Source organism: Rhizobium sp. LCM 4573 (genome assembly GCF_001854865.1).
In the GTDB taxonomy this organism is placed as follows: Bacteria; Pseudomonadota; Alphaproteobacteria; order Rhizobiales; family Rhizobiaceae; genus Neorhizobium.
The window spans coordinates 347167-361851 of the sequence record NZ_MDDW01000001.1; the positions used below are offsets into that span (position 1 = coordinate 347167).

Sequence of the window (14685 nt, forward strand, 5' to 3'; positions counted from 1 at the left end):
GGTTCCATGGCCACGGGGACAAACTTGCCGCGCGCGGTTGTCCCCTTCCCTCACAATGGATTTTTTCGCAAAGTGGCTGATCAAAGGACACTTCCCATTTGAGCGTCCTTTGCTCTGGCCGGGGAAGAATAAGGGGACCTGAATGTATGAATATGCCGTGGCCTGGGAATGGCTGTCGTTTGCGGCTCGCTGGCTGCATGTCATCACCGCGATCGCCTGGATCGGCTCGTCCTTCTATTTCATCGCGCTGGATCTTGGGCTGGTGAAGCGACCGCACCTGCCCCCGGGCGCCTATGGCGAGGAATGGCAGGTCCACGGCGGCGGCTTCTATCACATCCAGAAATATCTGGTAGCGCCAGCCCAGATGCCCGAGCACCTGACCTGGTTCAAATGGGAAAGCTACATGACCTGGCTTTCCGGCTTCCTGATGCTGGCGATCGTCTATTACGGGGGCGCCGATCTCTTCCTGATCGACCGGACGGTGATGGACCTGACCCGATGGCAGGCGATAGGCATCTCGGTTGCCTCGCTGGCGGTCGGCTGGGTCTTTTACGACCAGCTCTGCAAATCGCCGATCGGCAGGAACACCTGGGGCCTGATGGCCGTGCTCTACGTGGCGCTCATCGCCATGGCCTGGGGCTATACGCAGGTGTTTTCCGGACGCGCGGCCTTCCTGCATCTCGGCGCCTTCACTGCCACCATCATGTCGGCAAACGTCTTTTTCATCATCATCCCGAACCAGAAGGTGGTGGTGGCGGACCTGATCGCCGGCCGCACGCCCGACCCGAAATACGGCGTCATCGCCAAGCAGCGCTCGCTCCACAACAACTACCTGACGCTGCCCGTTATCTTCTTCATGCTGTCGAACCACTATCCGCTGGCCTTCGCGACCCAGTTCAACTGGGTGATCGCGGCGCTCGTCTTCCTGATGGGGGTGACGATCCGGCACTGGTTCAACACCACCCATGCCCGGAAGGGACGGCCCACCTGGACCTGGCTCGCGACCCTGCTGCTCTTCATCGTCATCATGTGGCTTTCCACCGTTCCGAAGGTGCTGACCGGCGAGGCCGAGACCTCGATGACCCCGTTCCAGCAGAAATTCGCCTCCAACGCGCATTTCGGCGCGGCGAAGGACGTGGTGCTTTCCCGCTGTTCCATGTGCCATTCGGCCGAGCCGGTCTATGAAGGCATCACCTTCACGCCGAGATCCCTGAAGCTGGAAACCGACCGGGAGATTGCCGCGCACGCCCGGGAAATCTATATCCAGGCGGGTCTGAGCCACGCGATGCCTCCCGGCAACGTCACCGGCATTTCGCCGGAGGAACGCAGGCTCCTCACCGCCTGGTATGAAAGCGCGATATCCGAATGACCCAACTCCTCCTCCGCGGCCGTCTGCTCTCCTTCAAGCGCGCGCCCCTCTCCCTCACCGACACCGAAAGCTATCTCTACGAGAGCGACGGCGCGCTGCTGATCGAGGACGGCAAGATCACCGCCGCCGGAGACTATGCGAGCATCAGGGAGAAGGCTCTGGAGGAGATCGAGGAGATCGATCACCGGCCGCACCTGATCCTGCCGGGCTTCATCGACATGCACCTGCATTTCCCGCAGATGCAGGTGATCGCCTCCTATGCCGGCAGCCTGCTCGAATGGCTGAACACCTATACCTTCCACGAGGAATGCCGCTTCGTGGAAAGCGCGCACGCCGCCCGCATCGCCACGCATTTCTACGACGAGCTTTTGCGCCACGGCACGACCACCGCAGCCGCCTATTGCACGGTGCACAAGAGCTCGGCCGATGCCTTCTTCGCCGAGGCGCTCGCACGCAACATGTGCATGGTGGGCGGCAAGGTGATGATGGACCGCAATGCGCCGCAGGGCCTGCTCGACACGCCCGAGATGGGCTATGACGAGACCCGCGCCGTGATCGCCGAATGGCACGGCAAGGGCCGCAATCATGTGGCCATCACGCCGCGCTTCGCGATTACGTCTACGCCGACGCAGATGAAGGCTGCCCAGGCGCTGGCGGAGGAATTTCCGGACCTCTTCATCCAGACCCATCTTTCGGAAAACCACGAGGAGATCCGCTATACCTGCGAGCTTTATCCGCAGGCGCGGGACTATACGGATATCTATGCCCATTACGGCCTGCTGGGGCCGAAGACGCTGCTGGGACACGCTATCCATCTCTCCGAGCGGGAAGCGGATGCGCTTTCGGAGGCCGGCAGCGTCGCCGTCCACTGCCCGACCTCCAACCTCTTCCTCGGCTCGGGCCTCTTCCCGATGAAGGCGCTGATGCGCCGCGAGAAGCCGGTGCGCGTGGCGGTCGCCACCGATATCGGCGGCGGCTCCAGCTATTCCATGTTGAAGACCATGGACGAGGCCTACAAGATCCAGCAACTGCAGGGCGAGCGGCTGAACCCGCTCGAAAGCTTCTATCTGATGACCCGCGGCAATGCCGAGGCGCTGTCCATGGCGGACGATATCGGCACGCTGGATATCGGCAGCGCCGCCGACCTCGTGGTGCTGAACACCGCCTGCACTCCCGCCATGCGGCTTCGCATGGAGACCATCACGACGCTGCCGGAGGAACTTTTCCTGCTGCAGACCATGGGCGACGACCGCGCCGTGGCGGAGACCTACGTGGCGGGCAAGGCGATGAAGGCGGAACTTGCACCCAATTTGGGAGCGTGATAGCCTCACATGAGAATAATAGCCCGGCGGACATTGAGACTTTTCGTCGATAGCCCCAAGGGCCAGAAAGGCGGACCAGCCTTGAAAGCGGCGCTGGACTCCTGGTTTCATGAAGTCAGCAAGGCTGAATGGAAATCCACCGCCGATATCAAGCAGCGCTATGCGCATGCGAGCATCATCAATGCAGAACGTGTGGTGTTCAACATCAAAGGAAACGATTACCGGCTGATCACCGCAGTGGATTTCAAGCGATCGGTCGTCTGGATAAAATGGATCGGCATGCACCGCGATTATGACAATATCGACGCCGCAACGGTGGACCATGATTGAACTGAAGCCTATCCGCACCGAAGCAGATTATGAGGAAGCCATAGAGCTTCTCGGAACCTTGTGGGGTGCGGAAACCGCCACTCCGGAAGGTGATCGGCTGGAGATTCTCGTGACGCTCATAGAAGCATACGAGAACGACCACTATCCGATCGATCTCCCCGATCCGATCGATGCCATCCTCTTTCGCATGGAGCAGCAGGGCCTGTCGCGAAGGGATCTAGAGCCGATCCTCGGCAGCCGTGGCAGGATCGCGGAAATCCTCAATCGCAGGCGCCCTCTGTCGATTGATATGATCCGYCGGCTGCACAGCGATTTGGGCATTCCGGCGGAGGTACTGATCCAGCCCATTCGCCCGAAGCAGGATGCAGCCTAATCGCATCCATAACTCTTCGCTRCACCTGCTGCTTGATGGAACCGGCACCCTTTCGGTGAGTTGCAGTCTCATCGGTTCAAGGGAGGAACCGGCATGGTTGTCTTTCTGGAAGTGCTGGCGGCACTTTTGGCCGCGATCGCAATGAGCTTTGCCCTCGCACACGCGGCGGAACTGCCGGGCAAGCTGCGGCTCGACAAGGAACAGTATTTCACCGTTCAAACGATCTACTATCCYGGCTTCACGATCGGAGGCGCCTTCGAGGCGGCGAGCATCGTCGCCACCCTGCTCCTGCTTTTCACGATCCCGACCGGAACCACGAAATTCTGGCTCGTTGGCGGAGCGCTTCTGGGGCTTGCGGCCATGCAGGCGATCTTCTGGCTGATGACCCAGCCGGTCAACAAGTTCTGGCTGAAGGATACGAAGCTTTCCAATGCGGCAGGGCGCTTCTTCGACACGGGCGCCGCAGCGATCGATGGCGAGTCGGACTGGATTACCTATCGCGATCGCTGGGAAAAGTCCCATATCCTGCGCGCCGTGGCGGCCACGCTCGGCTTGATACTGCTCCTCATCGCAATCGCGCTTTGACGAGCCGCCAATCTACCCCTTGATGGCGTCCATCACCGCGCGGATGATCGGCACATCGCGTATGTCCGAATGGACGACCAGCCAGATATCGCGCGTCACCGGTTCCTCCTCCTCGATCGCCTGAACGAGCCCAGCCCCATCGCCGACGATGAAACCCGGCAGGATCGCGATGCCGCCTCCGGCCCTTGCGGCAGCAACCTGAAATTCCAGCGTGGAAGCCTTAAGCCCGATGCGGCGGCCCGCGGCCACCTCCATCAGCCTTTGATATTGCGGAGAATTCTCCATGTCGCCGCCATAGGAGATGAAGCTCCATGCCTCCTTCTCCGTTTCGGCGAGATAGGACGGCGCGGCATAGAAATTGAAGGTGACGCCGCCGAGACGGGTGATCGTCAACTCCCCCTGCTCCGGCCGGGCAAGCCTGACGGCGATATCCGCCTCGCGGCGGTTGAGCGAGGCATAATGTTTTTCCCCCGCCAGGACGATATCGATCTCCGGATGAAGACGGCGAAGCCTTGCGATCGGCTCCGCGAGCAGACAGCTTGACAAGGCCGGCGGCGCGCTGATGCGCACCGTGCCTGCAAGTCGTTCTCCCCCCAATCTCGCCTGCTCGATCGCCAGCGCCTCGTCGCCCATGCGCCGGGCCATGGCGGCGATCCGCTCGCCCTCCGCGGTCAGCTGGATCCTGCGGCCCCGCCGGTCGAGCAGTTTCGTCTGCAACTGCTCTTCGAGAAGCGATACCCGCCGCCCGACCGTCGCGTGCTCGACGCCAAGAGCCCTGGCCGCGCCGAGCAGGGTGCCGCTTGTTGCGAGCGCCAGGAAGTAACGCAGATTGTCCCAATCGAGCTTTGTTAGATTTTTCACATCCATTGCCGAACTATAGGGAATTTCCAAACAACATGCCATCGCCCATCATCCGGTCATCGATCAGTTATGGAGACGACGATGACGGATATCGCGGTATCGCTTCTTTCACCCGGCGGCGTGGACAGATTCCAGGTTTCCGAACAGCCGGCCTTGCAGCCGGGCGCAGACGAAATCCTCATGCGGCACGAGGCGATCGGCATGAACTTCCTCGATATCTACCACCGCAACGGCACCTACACGCTGCCCTCCTATCCCGCCGTTCTGGGCGTCGAGGCCGCCGGCGTGGTGGAGACGGTCGGACCAGGCGTCGAGAGTGTCAAGCCGGGCGACCGCGTGGTTTATGGAGGAACGCCGGGAGCCTATGCCTCGATACGCCTGCTGCCGGCGGCAAGGGCAATTCCCCTTTCCGCGGACCTCTCCCCGAAGATCGCGGCAGCGTCGCTCCTCAAAACCATGACGGCCTATATGCTGCTCCACAAGACCTATCCGGTGGAGGCCGGCACGGTGATCCTCGTCCATGCGGCGGCCGGTGGATTGGGCACCATCCTCACCCGCTGGGCAAAGCATCTCGGCGCAACCGTGATCGGGACCGTGAGCACGCAGGAGAAGGCGGATTTCGCCCGCTCGAACGGCGCCGATCATGTTATCGTCGGGCGCGATGCCGACATCGTTTCCGAAGTCAGAGCGCTGACCGATGGCAAGGGCGTGCATGTTGCCTATGACGGGATTGGCGGGGACATGCTCGTGAAGACGATCCACAGCGTGCGGCCCCTCGGCATGGCGGCTTCGATCGGCCAGGCGGCGGGGCCAATCCCGCCCCTTTCCGTGGACGAATTGCGGCCCGGAAAATCGCTCTCTCGACCAAGCATCATGGCCTATGTGGCCGATACGGCGAATTACAGGGAAGCGGCGGAAGCCGCCATCGCGGCGATGAGGAAGGGCATCATTGCGACCGTGGCGGGCGAGTATCCATTGGAGGAGGCGGCGAAAGCTCAAGCGGCGCTGGAAAGCGGTAAAGTGACGGGGAGTCTGCTGCTTATTCCAGGATAACGGCAGGGCGACAACGGGCGTCGGGAAGCGTTTGCCGGCCGTTTTCCGTGGACCTGGGGACCTTCGCGAACACCCGCGTAATTTTCGGTGACCGCAACGAAAATTTCGTGTTAGTTGAAGGTATACACTGCCCATCCCGGAAGTCCCGCCTCATGTCCAAGCCCCTTACCATCGCCGACCTGAAGACCCTCGCCCAGCGCCGAGTACCGAAGATGTTCTTCGATTATGCCGACAGCGGCGCCTGGACGGAGGGCACCTACCGCGCCAACGAGGAAGATTTCTCGAAGATCAAGCTGCGCCAGCGCGTGCTCGTGGACATGACCAACCGCTCGCTCGCGACCACCATGATCGGCGAGCAGGCTTCGATGCCGGTAGCGCTGGCGCCGACCGGCATGTGCGGCATGCAGCATGCCGACGGCGAGATGCTGGCTGCCAAGGCGGCGGAAGAGTTCGGCGTACCCTTCACGCTTTCCACCATGAGCATCTGCTCGATCGAAGACGTCGCCTCCGTCACCTCCAGGCCGTTCTGGTTTCAGCTTTATGTGATGAGGGACCGTGCCTTCGTGGAGGCATTGATCGAGCGCGCCAAGGCGGCGAAGTGCTCCGCGCTCGTCGTCACCGCCGACCTGCAGATCCTCGGCCAGCGCCACAAGGACCTGCGCAACGGCCTCTCCGCGCCGCCCAAATGGACGCTCAACCACGCCATCCAGCTTGCCACCCGGCCGAAATGGTGCCTCACCATGCTGCAGACGAAGCGGCGCGGTTTCGGCAATATCGTCGGCCATGCCAAGAACGTCTCCGATCTCTCCTCGCTTGGCGCCTGGACGGCGGAACAGTTCGATCCCCGGCTTTCCTGGAAGGATATCGAGTGGATCAAGAAGCTCTGGGGCGGCAAGCTCATTATCAAGGGCATTCTCGACGAGGAGGATGCGCGCGCCGCCGCCGACACCGGCGCCGATGCGATCATCGTCTCCAACCACGGCGGCCGGCAGCTCGACGGCGCCCTCTCTTCGATCAGCATGCTGCCGCGCATCGTGGAGGCTGTCGGCGACCGGACCGAAGTGCATTTCGACGGCGGCATCCGCTCCGGCCAGGACGTGCTGAAGGCCGTGGCGCTCGGTGCGCGCGGCACCTATATCGGCCGCCCCTTCCTCTATGGCCTCGGCGCCATGGGCAAACCCGGCGTCACCACGGCGCTGGAAATCCTGCGCCGGGAGATGGACATCACCATGGCTCTCTGCGGCAAGCGGGATATCCAGGCGGTGGATCGGAATATCATTGCGGATGTGCGGTTTTGAACGTTCACGCACCTTGACAGTGTGTATAAGTATGCACAATTTCTGACATGAAAGGTACGGAGGTTATCGCGGCCCTGCGGAAGGACGGCTGGTTCGAAGTGAACAGGAAAGGTAGCCACGTCCAATTCAAGCACCCAACAAAACCGGGCCGTGTGACCGTGCCGCATCCGAAACGTGATATGCCGATCGGCATGCTCCGCAGCATAGAGAAGCAATCCGGGCTGAAGCTGCCATGACAAACTATATCGGCTTGATCCACAAGGATGCAGATAGCGATTTCGGCGTCTCATTTCCGGACTTTCCGGGCGTCGTGACCGCTGGTTCGAGCCTGGATGAAGCCCGGCGCATGGCCGAAGAAGCGCTCGCCTTCCACGTCGAGGGCATGATCGAGGATGGCGAGGCGATCCCCGAAGCTTCCAGTCTAGAAAGCGTGATGGCCGATACGGCCAATCGGGAAGCGGTGGCAATCCTGGTTACGCTCAAGACGCCTGCATCCAAGGCGGTGCGCATCAACGTCACGTTGCCGGAAGACGTCCTGGAGCGCATCGACGCCTACGCGTCGAAGCGCGGCCTATCCCGCTCGGGCTTTCTGGCCCGCGCAGCACGCCATGAGATCGAGCGCGATTCGGCAGTCTGAGACCGTCCGCTCAGCACCAGCCGGCATTACTGCCGGGCCTGCGGGCAAGTCCCTCGCGGACGAGGATATCCGCCAGCGACATGCCGTTGCGGGTAACCTGCCGCAGCTTGTGACCATCGACCTCCTCGGTATTGCCCTGCCAGGTGACGAGTTCGAAGGGACCGGCATCGAGGAAGGCGCGGACCCTGAGTTCCGCATCGCTCGCCTTGATGCGCTCGGTCTCGCAGCGCGGCTTCTTGATATCGGGCACTTCGATGCCGACGAGACGGATCTTCTGGCCGTGGAAGACGAAGCGATCGGCGGAGACGACGCAATCATCCTGCTTGGCCGTGCCGCAGAGATAGAATTTCGCCTGATAGGCACCCGAAAGGCTGTCGCCCGGCCTCACCACCGCCTCCTTGGGCGTCGCATCCTTTGGTTCGATCACACCCGGCTTGACGATCGGCTGCGGCGGCACGAGCGCTGCGACCTGCCGAACGGGTGCGGAAGGAATGGGAGCCGGCGGAGTGGGGAAAGTCTCGGCCGCGGAACGGCTGACAGCGGCCTGCCGGGTGGGAACAGGCTTCGGCGGCACGGGATGGTTCGGCGTTTTCCGCGAAGCCGTCTCCTGGGGCTTGCCGCTGCCGAAGCCGTTGAAGAAACGGCGAACTTCCCGAGAATTGTCATAGGCCGCGATGCCGCCCGCCACGACGACGAGCGCCGCCACCCAAGGCAGCAGAGACGAGCCCGACCTTGCCGATGCGGAACGCCTGCCGCCGCTTTTCCTGCGCGTGCCTTTCGAGCCGGACCTGGCCATGTCGATCTCCTTCAGGCACATCGCGGAAAGCGGTTTTCCGACGACATGCATCAAGACAAGAAATGAAAGCATCGCCTGATCTTCGGGAATCGATGCGCTTCAAGAATCGGCCGGAGTATCGCTGCCGAAAACTTTCCGAAAAGTTTCGATCTCGCCGTGCACCGGCGGAATGGGTGCTTATCCCACCCGACCCAGTGCAAGCGCCATGGCCCAGTCCGGCCGGCCGTTGCCGGCCGCAAGGCGGGACATCGCCATGTGGTCGTAAGATACGTTGCGGAACTGCGGCACCCAGCCGGATGAGGTCTTCTCCAGGACCGCATAGGAGGCCATGCCGTGCCCCGCCTCCACCTTGTGGTAATAAGGCGTATCGTCGTCATAGGCAGGGCAGCCGACGCTACCGGGATTGACGATAAGCCGGCCATCCGAAAGCTGGACGGCGCGCGGAATGTGGCTGTGTCCGCAGAGAATGAGCGGTTGCTCGATGCCTTTCGCAACGGCTTCGATTTCCTCGAGCGATTTGAGGAATACATGTCCTGCTGGAGAAACTTGCTCCAGCCAATAAACGTTGTCGTTTCGCGGGGTCGCGTGGCAGAGAAAGACCTCATCCCGATAAACCGCGCTGACGGGAAGGCTTTCCAGCCAAGCCAGGTGCCCGGGCGAAAGCTGCGCGTGTGCGTGGGCATCCGAAGGGGCAAGTTCGCCGGCCGGCGTCTCGATGAGATAGCGATCGTGATTGCCGCGCACGGTAAGAAGATCGAGCGGCATGAGCAGATCGGCCGTGCGCGCCGCTTCCAGCGGACCGCTCAAGCAATCTCCGAGATTGACGATGCCGCTGATGCCGAGGCTTCGGATATCGGCAAGCACCGCCTCGAGCGCGGCGCAGTTGCCATGAATGTCGGCGATCGCGGCAAAGCGCATCAGCTTCCCCTGTAGGTGGAATAGCCATAGGGTGAAAGAAGCAGCGGCACATGGTAATGCGCCGTGGTGTCGGCAATGCCGAAGCGGATCGGGATGGTGTCCAGGAAGGCGGGCTGCGGAAGTTCGACGCCCCCTGCCCTGAGATAATCGCCCGCATGAAAGACGAGTTCGTATTCGCCGGCGGTGAAGGTGTCGCCCGCGAGGATCGGCCCGCCATCGACGCGGCCATCGGAATTGGTGGTGACCGTCGTTAGCTTCTCGCGGCTTTCGCCGCTCAGCCGATAGAGATCGATCTTCAGGCCTTTGGCCGGCATCCCTTTGGCCGTGTCCAGGACATGGGTGGTGAGACCGGTCATGGCTTGGGCTCCGCAATCAGATAAGGCGTCTCGAAGAAATACTCCTCGTAATTGGCCGCTGGATCGTCCCGGTCCACCACAAGGAAATCGCTGACGGTGCCGAGCGCCATCAGGGGATGGTGCCAGACGTTGGGGAAATAGTTCACGCCCTGCTGCGGCCCGACGAAGAAAACCTGCGGCTTGCCGGGCTTGCCATTCTCATCATCCGAGACGGCAACGAGGAAAGGCCGGCCGGAAAGAGGCGTAAAGCTCTGGCTCGCAAAGGGATGCCGCTCCATCATCCCGATCTCGTAGGGAAACAGCCGCGGCTGGCTGCGGAAGATATTGAAGATCAGCCGGATCGGCTCGCCGATGACAACGGGTTCCGCCAGCGCATGATAGCGCTCGGTGCTGCCGTTATTGATGAGCCGCATCTTGGCTGGATCGGTTTCGATGACATCRCCGAAAGGCGCAAAGGCCTCCCTGGAGAGAGGCTTGATTTCAAGATATTCAGTCACGTCATTCGCCTTGGGCGCGCCAGTGGCGCAGCATATGAAGCTTGTCGCGAAGTTCAGGAATGTCGTCCTTCACGGTGCTCCAGACCCTTTCTAGATTGATGTCGAAATATTCGTGAGCAATGCGGTTACGCATGCCACGAAGCGAAGTCCAGGGAATTTCCGGGTGTTCCATGATGAACTCCGGGCTGAATTTCATAAGTTGAGCCGCCGTTTCCGAAGCCATCAACAGACTCATTCCAACCGCACGCTGCAGCACTATATCGCTCAGGAAATCAGCCTTGTTGACATTCTCGATCATCGCATAGGCTTGAGATGCCGCCCGTTCGATCCGATCAAGTAGATGAAGAATACGATCGGAACTCATATGGGTTTTGCTTCCGATAGAACACGACCTCTGATCTTTTCCGGAAAATCCTCCGGCGTCAGAAGATGAACCGGAGTTCCGATCATCATCTGCTCCAAAGCGTCCTGAAGTCCGCCCAGGGTCAAAAGCGTTGTTCCCGGCAGCGCATCCACGAGAATGTCGATATCGCTGTCCGGCCCGTCTTCGCCACGCGCCACGGAGCCAAAGACACGCGGATTCGCCGCGTTGAAGCGTTTGGTGGCTTCGCGGATCGCATGCCTGTTCTTCTCCAAGACTTCCGACGGTCTCATGACGGCATCACTCCTGATGCCGACAATATAAGCCAGCGGCGGGGCAGAGGAAAGAACTCACGCCTTGGTGTCGTGAAGCCTGGAAATTTGGGGCCTTCAGCTCTCCGCAAACAGGGCTTCCAGGCGCAGGAGCGCGATCCTTTCCACCTGGGCGGCGGCGGTCTCGAACTCCTCCTCGGCGCTGTTGTGGATGCGGCGCTCGAAGGCGACCAGGATATCGTCCTTGGTAAGCCCCTTCACCGCGATGATGAAGGGGAAGCCGAATTTCTCCGTGTAGGCGCTGTTGAGTTCGGTGAAACGTGCATGTTCTTCCTCGCTCAGGCGGTCGAGACCGGCGCCGGCCTGCTCCTTGCGGCTGTCCTCCGTAAGCTCGCCGGCGATCGCGAGCCTGCCCGCAAGATCCGGATGCGCCCGCAGCACGCCGAGCCGTTCCTCGCGGCTCGCCCTGCGGAAGATCGAGGTCAGCGCATCGTGGACGCCCTTCGCCCTCAGCGGCACGAGCATGAGCCCCGCATCATAGGCCCGCTCCGCGATGAAGGGAGAATGCTCGAAAACACCCCCGAACTTCTCGACGAAATCGGCGCGCGCGCTCAAATCAACTCCTCCGGCTTGTGATGCTCATGCCAATGGCGGGCGATCTCGAGGCGCTGCGGTATCCAGACCTTGTCATGGGAAAGCACGTATTCCATGAAGCGACGGAGCGCCGCTGCCCGACCCGGACGGCCGACGAGGCGGYAATGGAGGCCGACAGACATCATCTTCGGGCTGCCTTCCCTGCCCTCCCTGTAGAGAGTGTCGAAGGCATCCTTGAGATAGGTGAAGAACTGGTCGCCGGTATTGAAGCCTTGCGCGGTGGCGAAGCGCATGTCGTTGGTTTCGAGCGTATAGGGAACGATGAGGAAGGGCTTGCCATCAACTCCCGGCACCCAATAGGGCAGATCGTCCGCATAGGAATCGGAGGAATAGAGGAAGCCTCCCTCTTCCTGCACCAGCCGCAGCGTATTGGCGGACGGCTTGCCCTGATACATGCYGTAGGGCCGCTCGCCGGTAAGCTCGGTGTGGAGCCGGACGGCATCCAGAATGTGCTGGCGCTCCAGATCCTCCGCGAAATCCTTGTATTCCAGCCAGCGATAGCCGTGGCTGGCGATCTCCCAACCCGCTTCCTTCATGGCGGCGACCGCTTCCGGATTGCGGGCCATGGCGAGCGTTACGCCGTAGACGGTCGCCTGCACCTTAAGCTCGGTGAAAAGGCGCCAGAGCCGCCAGAAGCCGGCGCGCGAACCGTATTCGTAGATCGATTCCATGTTGAGATTGCGCTGGCCGGCCCAGGGGGCGGCGCCGACGATCTCGGAAAGGAGGCATTCCGAGGCGGGGTCGCCATCCAGAATGCAGCTCTCGCCGCCTTCCTCGTAATTGATGACGAACTGCACAGCGATGTTGGCCCCGCCCGGCCATTTCGGATCGGGGATGGAGCGACCGTAGCCGACGAGATCGCGCGGGTAATCTTTTGACAGCATGAAATCACCTCGAAAATTCCGCATGACGGTAGCGCACCGTCTCGCGGAATGTCGAGATGGAAACGCGCCTTACAGTCCGAGCGAGCGAAGGATGGCGACCGAGGCGACGCCAAGTGCCACCGAAACCAGCATCGGCAGGCGGAATGCAGCGAAAGCAGTCACCGCGCAGGCGAGCGTTTCGGCAATTCCCGTAGAGAAGGCCGTGGGCGCCACCACCGCCATCAGCACAGCGGGCGGGATCGATTCGATCGCCTTGCGGCGGCTTCCCTCAAGCGACACATGCCGGATGAGGAAAAGGCCGCTTACGCGAGTGAGCATGGTGGCGACCGCCATGGCGAGGATCGCAAGAAGCGTGGCGAAATCGAGCGTCATGGCGTGACCTCCATTCGACGATGACCGCTGACGATGGCAGCCATCAGGCCGGCCAGCGCGCCGGCGGCGATATACCAGACGCCCGGCACGAAATGCTGCGTGACGACGGCCGCCACTCCGCTCGCCAGAAGAACCGCGCCGGTTTCCGGCCCCTTCCAGAAGCCGATGACGAGCACTATGAAGACGGCCGGAAAGGCGAAGTCGAGGCCCAGCACCACCGGATCGCCGAGAAAGGCGCCAAGCGTTGCCCCGGCAAGGGCGGAAAGCACCCAGGCAAGATAGAAAGGAGCGACGAGGCCGGCGAACCACGCGGGCGTGAGGCGAGCCACCCCGGCGCGGAATTCCGCCATGGCCCATATCTCGTCGGCAAGAAACAGCATGGCGAGGTAACGGGAGCGTGGGCCGAAGCTCTGCATTTTCGTCGCCAGCGATGCGCTCATCAGCACATGGCGGATATTGACCAAGAGCGCGGCAAAGCCCACCCCAGTCCAGGAAGCCGGATGCGTCCAGATATCCATGGCCACGAACTGCGACCCGCCGGCAAACACCAGCGCGCTCATGAGACCGGTCTCCAGCGGTGAAAGCTCCTTGGTGGCGGCGAGCGCGCCGAAGACGAGCCCGATCGGGATGACGGCGGCGATCAGCGGCGCGATCGCCCGCATGCCGCCGAGGAATTCTGTTGCATTACCGTTCAATGTTGAAACCTTCAGCTGTCATGCCCGCTCAATGCCCCTCACCCTAGCCCTCTCCCCGCTCGCGGGGAGAGGGCTAGGGTGAGGGGCATGCATAGAGCGCCCGACAGACAGCGTCTTGAATGAAAGTGACGTGGGAGCGCGCTGGTTATCCGGCGCGATACTGGCCGGGTGTCAGCCCCGTGCGCGCCTTGAAGTGACGCGTGAAATGCGGCTGGTCGGCGAAGCCGCATTCGAGCGCGACTTCCGCCGGAGGCGCGCCGCTGCGAAGCATTCGCCGCGCCTTGCGGATGCGGATATCGGTGAGGAAGGCATGCGGGGTGATGTGGAATTCCTTGCGGAAGGCGCGGATGAGATGCGCGCGGCTGAGGCCCGCAACGGCGGCAAGCTCCTCCAGCCCGATATCGGAGGCAAAGTTCTCCATGAGGTAATCACGCGTCCGGCGGACGGCCGAACGTTCCGCGGTATCGACAGGAACGATGATGGAGCTCCCGTGCCGCTGGAACATGGCGGCCAACACCATATACATGCCCTGACCGGTTTCGAGCGCTCCCGCTCCCTCTTCCAGCATCCGGTGCGCCTTCAGGAAGGCATCAGCGAGCGGCTGGTCATGCAGGATCTGCCTGCCAAAGGCAGGCGTGCCATGGAAGGAGCGGCCAGTGACCTCCTCCAGGATTTCCCGGAAGAGTGCCATGTCGGGATAGATCATCCGATAGCGATAGCCGCCGCCAGCGGGCGCCCCATCGTGGATCTCGCCCGGATTGATGAGATAGAGGTCGCCGGGTCCGGAACTTTCGCGGGCGCCGCGGATGGTCGCGATCTGGCTGCCGCTCTCGATCGCGCCGATGCTGAGCGTATCATGCGCGTGCGGGGCGAATTCGTGCGTCAGAAAGGTCGCCGTCAGGCATTCCATGCTGTGAAAACGGCCGTCGCGCCAGAAGCGGGTCTTTTCCGCCCGCGCGAGCGGCATGAAATCGGCGGCCTGTTCCTGAGAGACGTTCTGCATGAGGGCAGCATAGCACGACCGTGCTACCGTCTCTTGAACAAAAGTGACG

At 61.9% G+C, this 14685-nt stretch carries 21 protein-coding genes; 9 read left to right on the top strand and 12 right to left on the bottom strand.

Going from position 1 to position 14685, the window contains the following annotated elements; translation table 11 throughout:
* Positions 1-142 precede the first annotated feature (142 nt).
* From puuD to LCM4573_RS01775, 5 genes are all read left to right on the top strand, one after another.
* The gene (gene puuD, locus LCM4573_RS01755; RefSeq protein ID WP_071004112.1) at positions 143-1369 is read left to right on the top strand and encodes a urate hydroxylase PuuD; all 1227 of its coding nucleotides are present in this window, start codon (positions 143-145) and stop codon (positions 1367-1369) included.
* Positions 1366-2691: a guanine deaminase gene (gene guaD, locus LCM4573_RS01760; protein ID WP_071004113.1), complete on the top strand. Its 1326-nt coding sequence runs from the start codon at positions 1366-1368 to the stop codon at positions 2689-2691. The genes puuD and guaD overlap by 4 nt, the downstream gene beginning before the upstream one ends.
* 81 nt (positions 2692-2772) lie before the next feature.
* Complete coding sequence (locus tag LCM4573_RS01765; RefSeq protein ID WP_244505206.1) at positions 2773-3021, top strand: type II toxin-antitoxin system HigB family toxin; 249 nt, start codon at positions 2773-2775, stop codon at positions 3019-3021.
* Entirely contained in the window at positions 3014-3394 is a 381-nt protein-coding gene (locus LCM4573_RS01770; RefSeq protein ID WP_071004115.1) for a type II toxin-antitoxin system HigA family antitoxin, read from the top strand. Before LCM4573_RS01765 ends, LCM4573_RS01770 begins: the two co-directional genes overlap by 8 nt.
* A 93-nt stretch (positions 3395-3487) precedes the next feature.
* On the top strand, positions 3488-3979 hold the full coding sequence (locus LCM4573_RS01775; protein ID WP_071004116.1) for an anthrone oxygenase family protein: 492 nt from the start codon (positions 3488-3490) through the stop codon (positions 3977-3979).
* A gap of 12 nt (positions 3980-3991) precedes the next feature.
* On the opposite strand, the gene LCM4573_RS01780 is transcribed toward LCM4573_RS01775, so the two are convergent.
* Complete coding sequence (locus LCM4573_RS01780) at positions 3992-4846, bottom strand: LysR family transcriptional regulator (RefSeq protein WP_244505235.1); 855 nt, start codon at positions 4844-4846, stop codon at positions 3992-3994.
* Positions 4847-4921: 75 nt separating this feature from the next.
* Between LCM4573_RS01780 and LCM4573_RS01785 the strand changes: the two genes are divergently transcribed.
* The 4 genes from LCM4573_RS01785 to LCM4573_RS01800 all read left to right on the top strand — a co-directional run bounded on the left by LCM4573_RS01785 (position 4922) and on the right by LCM4573_RS01800 (position 7828).
* Positions 4922-5893 carry a quinone oxidoreductase gene (locus tag LCM4573_RS01785; RefSeq protein WP_071004118.1) on the top strand — a complete coding sequence of 324 codons (972 nt, stop codon included), beginning with the start codon at positions 4922-4924 and terminating at the stop codon, positions 5891-5893.
* Positions 5894-6045: 152 nt separating this feature from the next.
* Positions 6046-7191, top strand: a complete 1146-nt coding sequence (locus LCM4573_RS01790) for an alpha-hydroxy acid oxidase (protein WP_071004119.1) — start codon at positions 6046-6048, stop codon at positions 7189-7191.
* A gap of 47 nt (positions 7192-7238) precedes the next feature.
* Positions 7239-7427 (top strand): type II toxin-antitoxin system HicA family toxin, encoded by a 189-nt coding sequence (locus LCM4573_RS01795; RefSeq protein ID WP_071004120.1) that lies wholly within the window; start codon positions 7239-7241, stop codon positions 7425-7427.
* Positions 7424-7828, top strand: coding sequence for a type II toxin-antitoxin system HicB family antitoxin (locus LCM4573_RS01800; protein ID WP_071004121.1), 405 nt, complete (start codon positions 7424-7426; stop codon positions 7826-7828). The genes LCM4573_RS01795 and LCM4573_RS01800 overlap by 4 nt, the downstream gene beginning before the upstream one ends.
* A 10-nt stretch (positions 7829-7838) precedes the next feature.
* Here LCM4573_RS01800 and LCM4573_RS01805 read toward each other — a convergent pair whose 3' ends face one another.
* The 11 genes from LCM4573_RS01805 to LCM4573_RS01855 all read right to left on the bottom strand — a co-directional run bounded on the left by LCM4573_RS01805 (position 7839) and on the right by LCM4573_RS01855 (position 14636).
* A complete protein-coding gene (locus LCM4573_RS01805; protein ID WP_071004122.1) occupies positions 7839-8696 on the bottom strand; it encodes a hypothetical protein in 858 nt (285 codons plus the stop codon).
* 105 nt (positions 8697-8801) lie between these two features.
* On the bottom strand, positions 8802-9542 hold the full coding sequence (locus tag LCM4573_RS01810; RefSeq protein WP_071004123.1) for a metallophosphoesterase: 741 nt from the start codon (positions 9540-9542) through the stop codon (positions 8802-8804).
* Positions 9542-9898, bottom strand: coding sequence for a hydroxyisourate hydrolase (uraH, locus tag LCM4573_RS01815; protein WP_071004124.1), 357 nt, complete (start codon positions 9896-9898; stop codon positions 9542-9544). The genes LCM4573_RS01810 and uraH overlap by 1 nt, the downstream gene beginning before the upstream one ends.
* On the bottom strand, positions 9895-10395 hold the full coding sequence (locus LCM4573_RS01820) for an ureidoglycolate lyase (protein WP_071004125.1): 501 nt from the start codon (positions 10393-10395) through the stop codon (positions 9895-9897). The genes uraH and LCM4573_RS01820 overlap by 4 nt, the downstream gene beginning before the upstream one ends.
* A gap of 1 nt (position 10396) precedes the next feature.
* Positions 10397-10759 carry a DUF86 domain-containing protein gene (locus LCM4573_RS01825; protein ID WP_071004126.1) on the bottom strand — a complete coding sequence of 121 codons (363 nt, stop codon included), beginning with the start codon at positions 10757-10759 and terminating at the stop codon, positions 10397-10399.
* Positions 10756-11049: a nucleotidyltransferase family protein gene (locus LCM4573_RS01830; protein ID WP_071004127.1), complete on the bottom strand. Its 294-nt coding sequence runs from the start codon at positions 11047-11049 to the stop codon at positions 10756-10758. The genes LCM4573_RS01825 and LCM4573_RS01830 overlap by 4 nt, the downstream gene beginning before the upstream one ends.
* A 96-nt stretch (positions 11050-11145) precedes the next feature.
* The gene (gene uraD, locus LCM4573_RS01835; RefSeq protein WP_071004128.1) at positions 11146-11643 is read right to left on the bottom strand and encodes a 2-oxo-4-hydroxy-4-carboxy-5-ureidoimidazoline decarboxylase; all 498 of its coding nucleotides are present in this window, start codon (positions 11641-11643) and stop codon (positions 11146-11148) included.
* Positions 11640-12566: an allantoinase PuuE gene (gene puuE, locus LCM4573_RS01840; RefSeq protein ID WP_071004129.1), complete on the bottom strand. Its 927-nt coding sequence runs from the start codon at positions 12564-12566 to the stop codon at positions 11640-11642. The genes uraD and puuE overlap by 4 nt, the downstream gene beginning before the upstream one ends.
* Before the next feature lie 69 nt (positions 12567-12635).
* Positions 12636-12938, bottom strand: a complete 303-nt coding sequence (locus tag LCM4573_RS01845) for an AzlD family protein (RefSeq protein WP_071004130.1) — start codon at positions 12936-12938, stop codon at positions 12636-12638.
* On the bottom strand, positions 12935-13600 hold the full coding sequence (locus LCM4573_RS01850; RefSeq protein ID WP_071005129.1) for an AzlC family ABC transporter permease: 666 nt from the start codon (positions 13598-13600) through the stop codon (positions 12935-12937). Before LCM4573_RS01850 ends, LCM4573_RS01845 begins: the two co-directional genes overlap by 4 nt.
* Positions 13601-13778: 178 nt before the next feature.
* Entirely contained in the window at positions 13779-14636 is an 858-nt protein-coding gene (locus tag LCM4573_RS01855) for an AraC family transcriptional regulator (protein WP_071004131.1), read from the bottom strand.
* Positions 14637-14685 lie beyond the last annotated feature (49 nt).

What these genes read in the sequence shown, in the direction of transcription:
- puuD (WP_071004112.1), top strand. Translation starts at nt 143, where the DNA reads ATGTATGAATATGCCGTGGCCTGGGAATGGCTGTCGTTTGCGGCTCGC.
- guaD (WP_071004113.1), top strand. Translation starts at nt 1,366, where the DNA reads ATGACCCAACTCCTCCTCCGCGGCCGTCTGCTCTCCTTCAAGCGCGCG.
- LCM4573_RS01780 (WP_244505235.1), bottom strand. Translation starts at nt 4,846, where the DNA reads ATGGATGTGAAAAATCTAACAAAGCTCGATTGGGACAATCTGCGTTAC.
- LCM4573_RS01785 (WP_071004118.1), top strand. Translation starts at nt 4,922, where the DNA reads ATGACGGATATCGCGGTATCGCTTCTTTCACCCGGCGGCGTGGACAGA.
- LCM4573_RS01790 (WP_071004119.1), top strand. Translation starts at nt 6,046, where the DNA reads ATGTCCAAGCCCCTTACCATCGCCGACCTGAAGACCCTCGCCCAGCGC.
- LCM4573_RS01795 (WP_071004120.1), top strand. Translation starts at nt 7,239, where the DNA reads ATGAAAGGTACGGAGGTTATCGCGGCCCTGCGGAAGGACGGCTGGTTC.
- LCM4573_RS01800 (WP_071004121.1), top strand. Translation starts at nt 7,424, where the DNA reads ATGACAAACTATATCGGCTTGATCCACAAGGATGCAGATAGCGATTTC.
- LCM4573_RS01805 (WP_071004122.1), bottom strand. Translation starts at nt 8,696, where the DNA reads ATGCTTTCATTTCTTGTCTTGATGCATGTCGTCGGAAAACCGCTTTCC.
- LCM4573_RS01810 (WP_071004123.1), bottom strand. Translation starts at nt 9,542, where the DNA reads ATGCGCTTTGCCGCGATCGCCGACATTCATGGCAACTGCGCCGCGCTC.
- uraH (WP_071004124.1), bottom strand. Translation starts at nt 9,898, where the DNA reads ATGACCGGTCTCACCACCCATGTCCTGGACACGGCCAAAGGGATGCCG.
- LCM4573_RS01825 (WP_071004126.1), bottom strand. Translation starts at nt 10,759, where the DNA reads ATGAGTTCCGATCGTATTCTTCATCTACTTGATCGGATCGAACGGGCG.
- LCM4573_RS01830 (WP_071004127.1), bottom strand. Translation starts at nt 11,049, where the DNA reads ATGAGACCGTCGGAAGTCTTGGAGAAGAACAGGCATGCGATCCGCGAA.
- LCM4573_RS01845 (WP_071004130.1), bottom strand. Translation starts at nt 12,938, where the DNA reads ATGACGCTCGATTTCGCCACGCTTCTTGCGATCCTCGCCATGGCGGTC.
- LCM4573_RS01850 (WP_071005129.1), bottom strand. Translation starts at nt 13,600, where the DNA reads ATGCGGGCGATCGCGCCGCTGATCGCCGCCGTCATCCCGATCGGGCTC.
- LCM4573_RS01855 (WP_071004131.1), bottom strand. Translation starts at nt 14,636, where the DNA reads ATGCAGAACGTCTCTCAGGAACAGGCCGCCGATTTCATGCCGCTCGCG.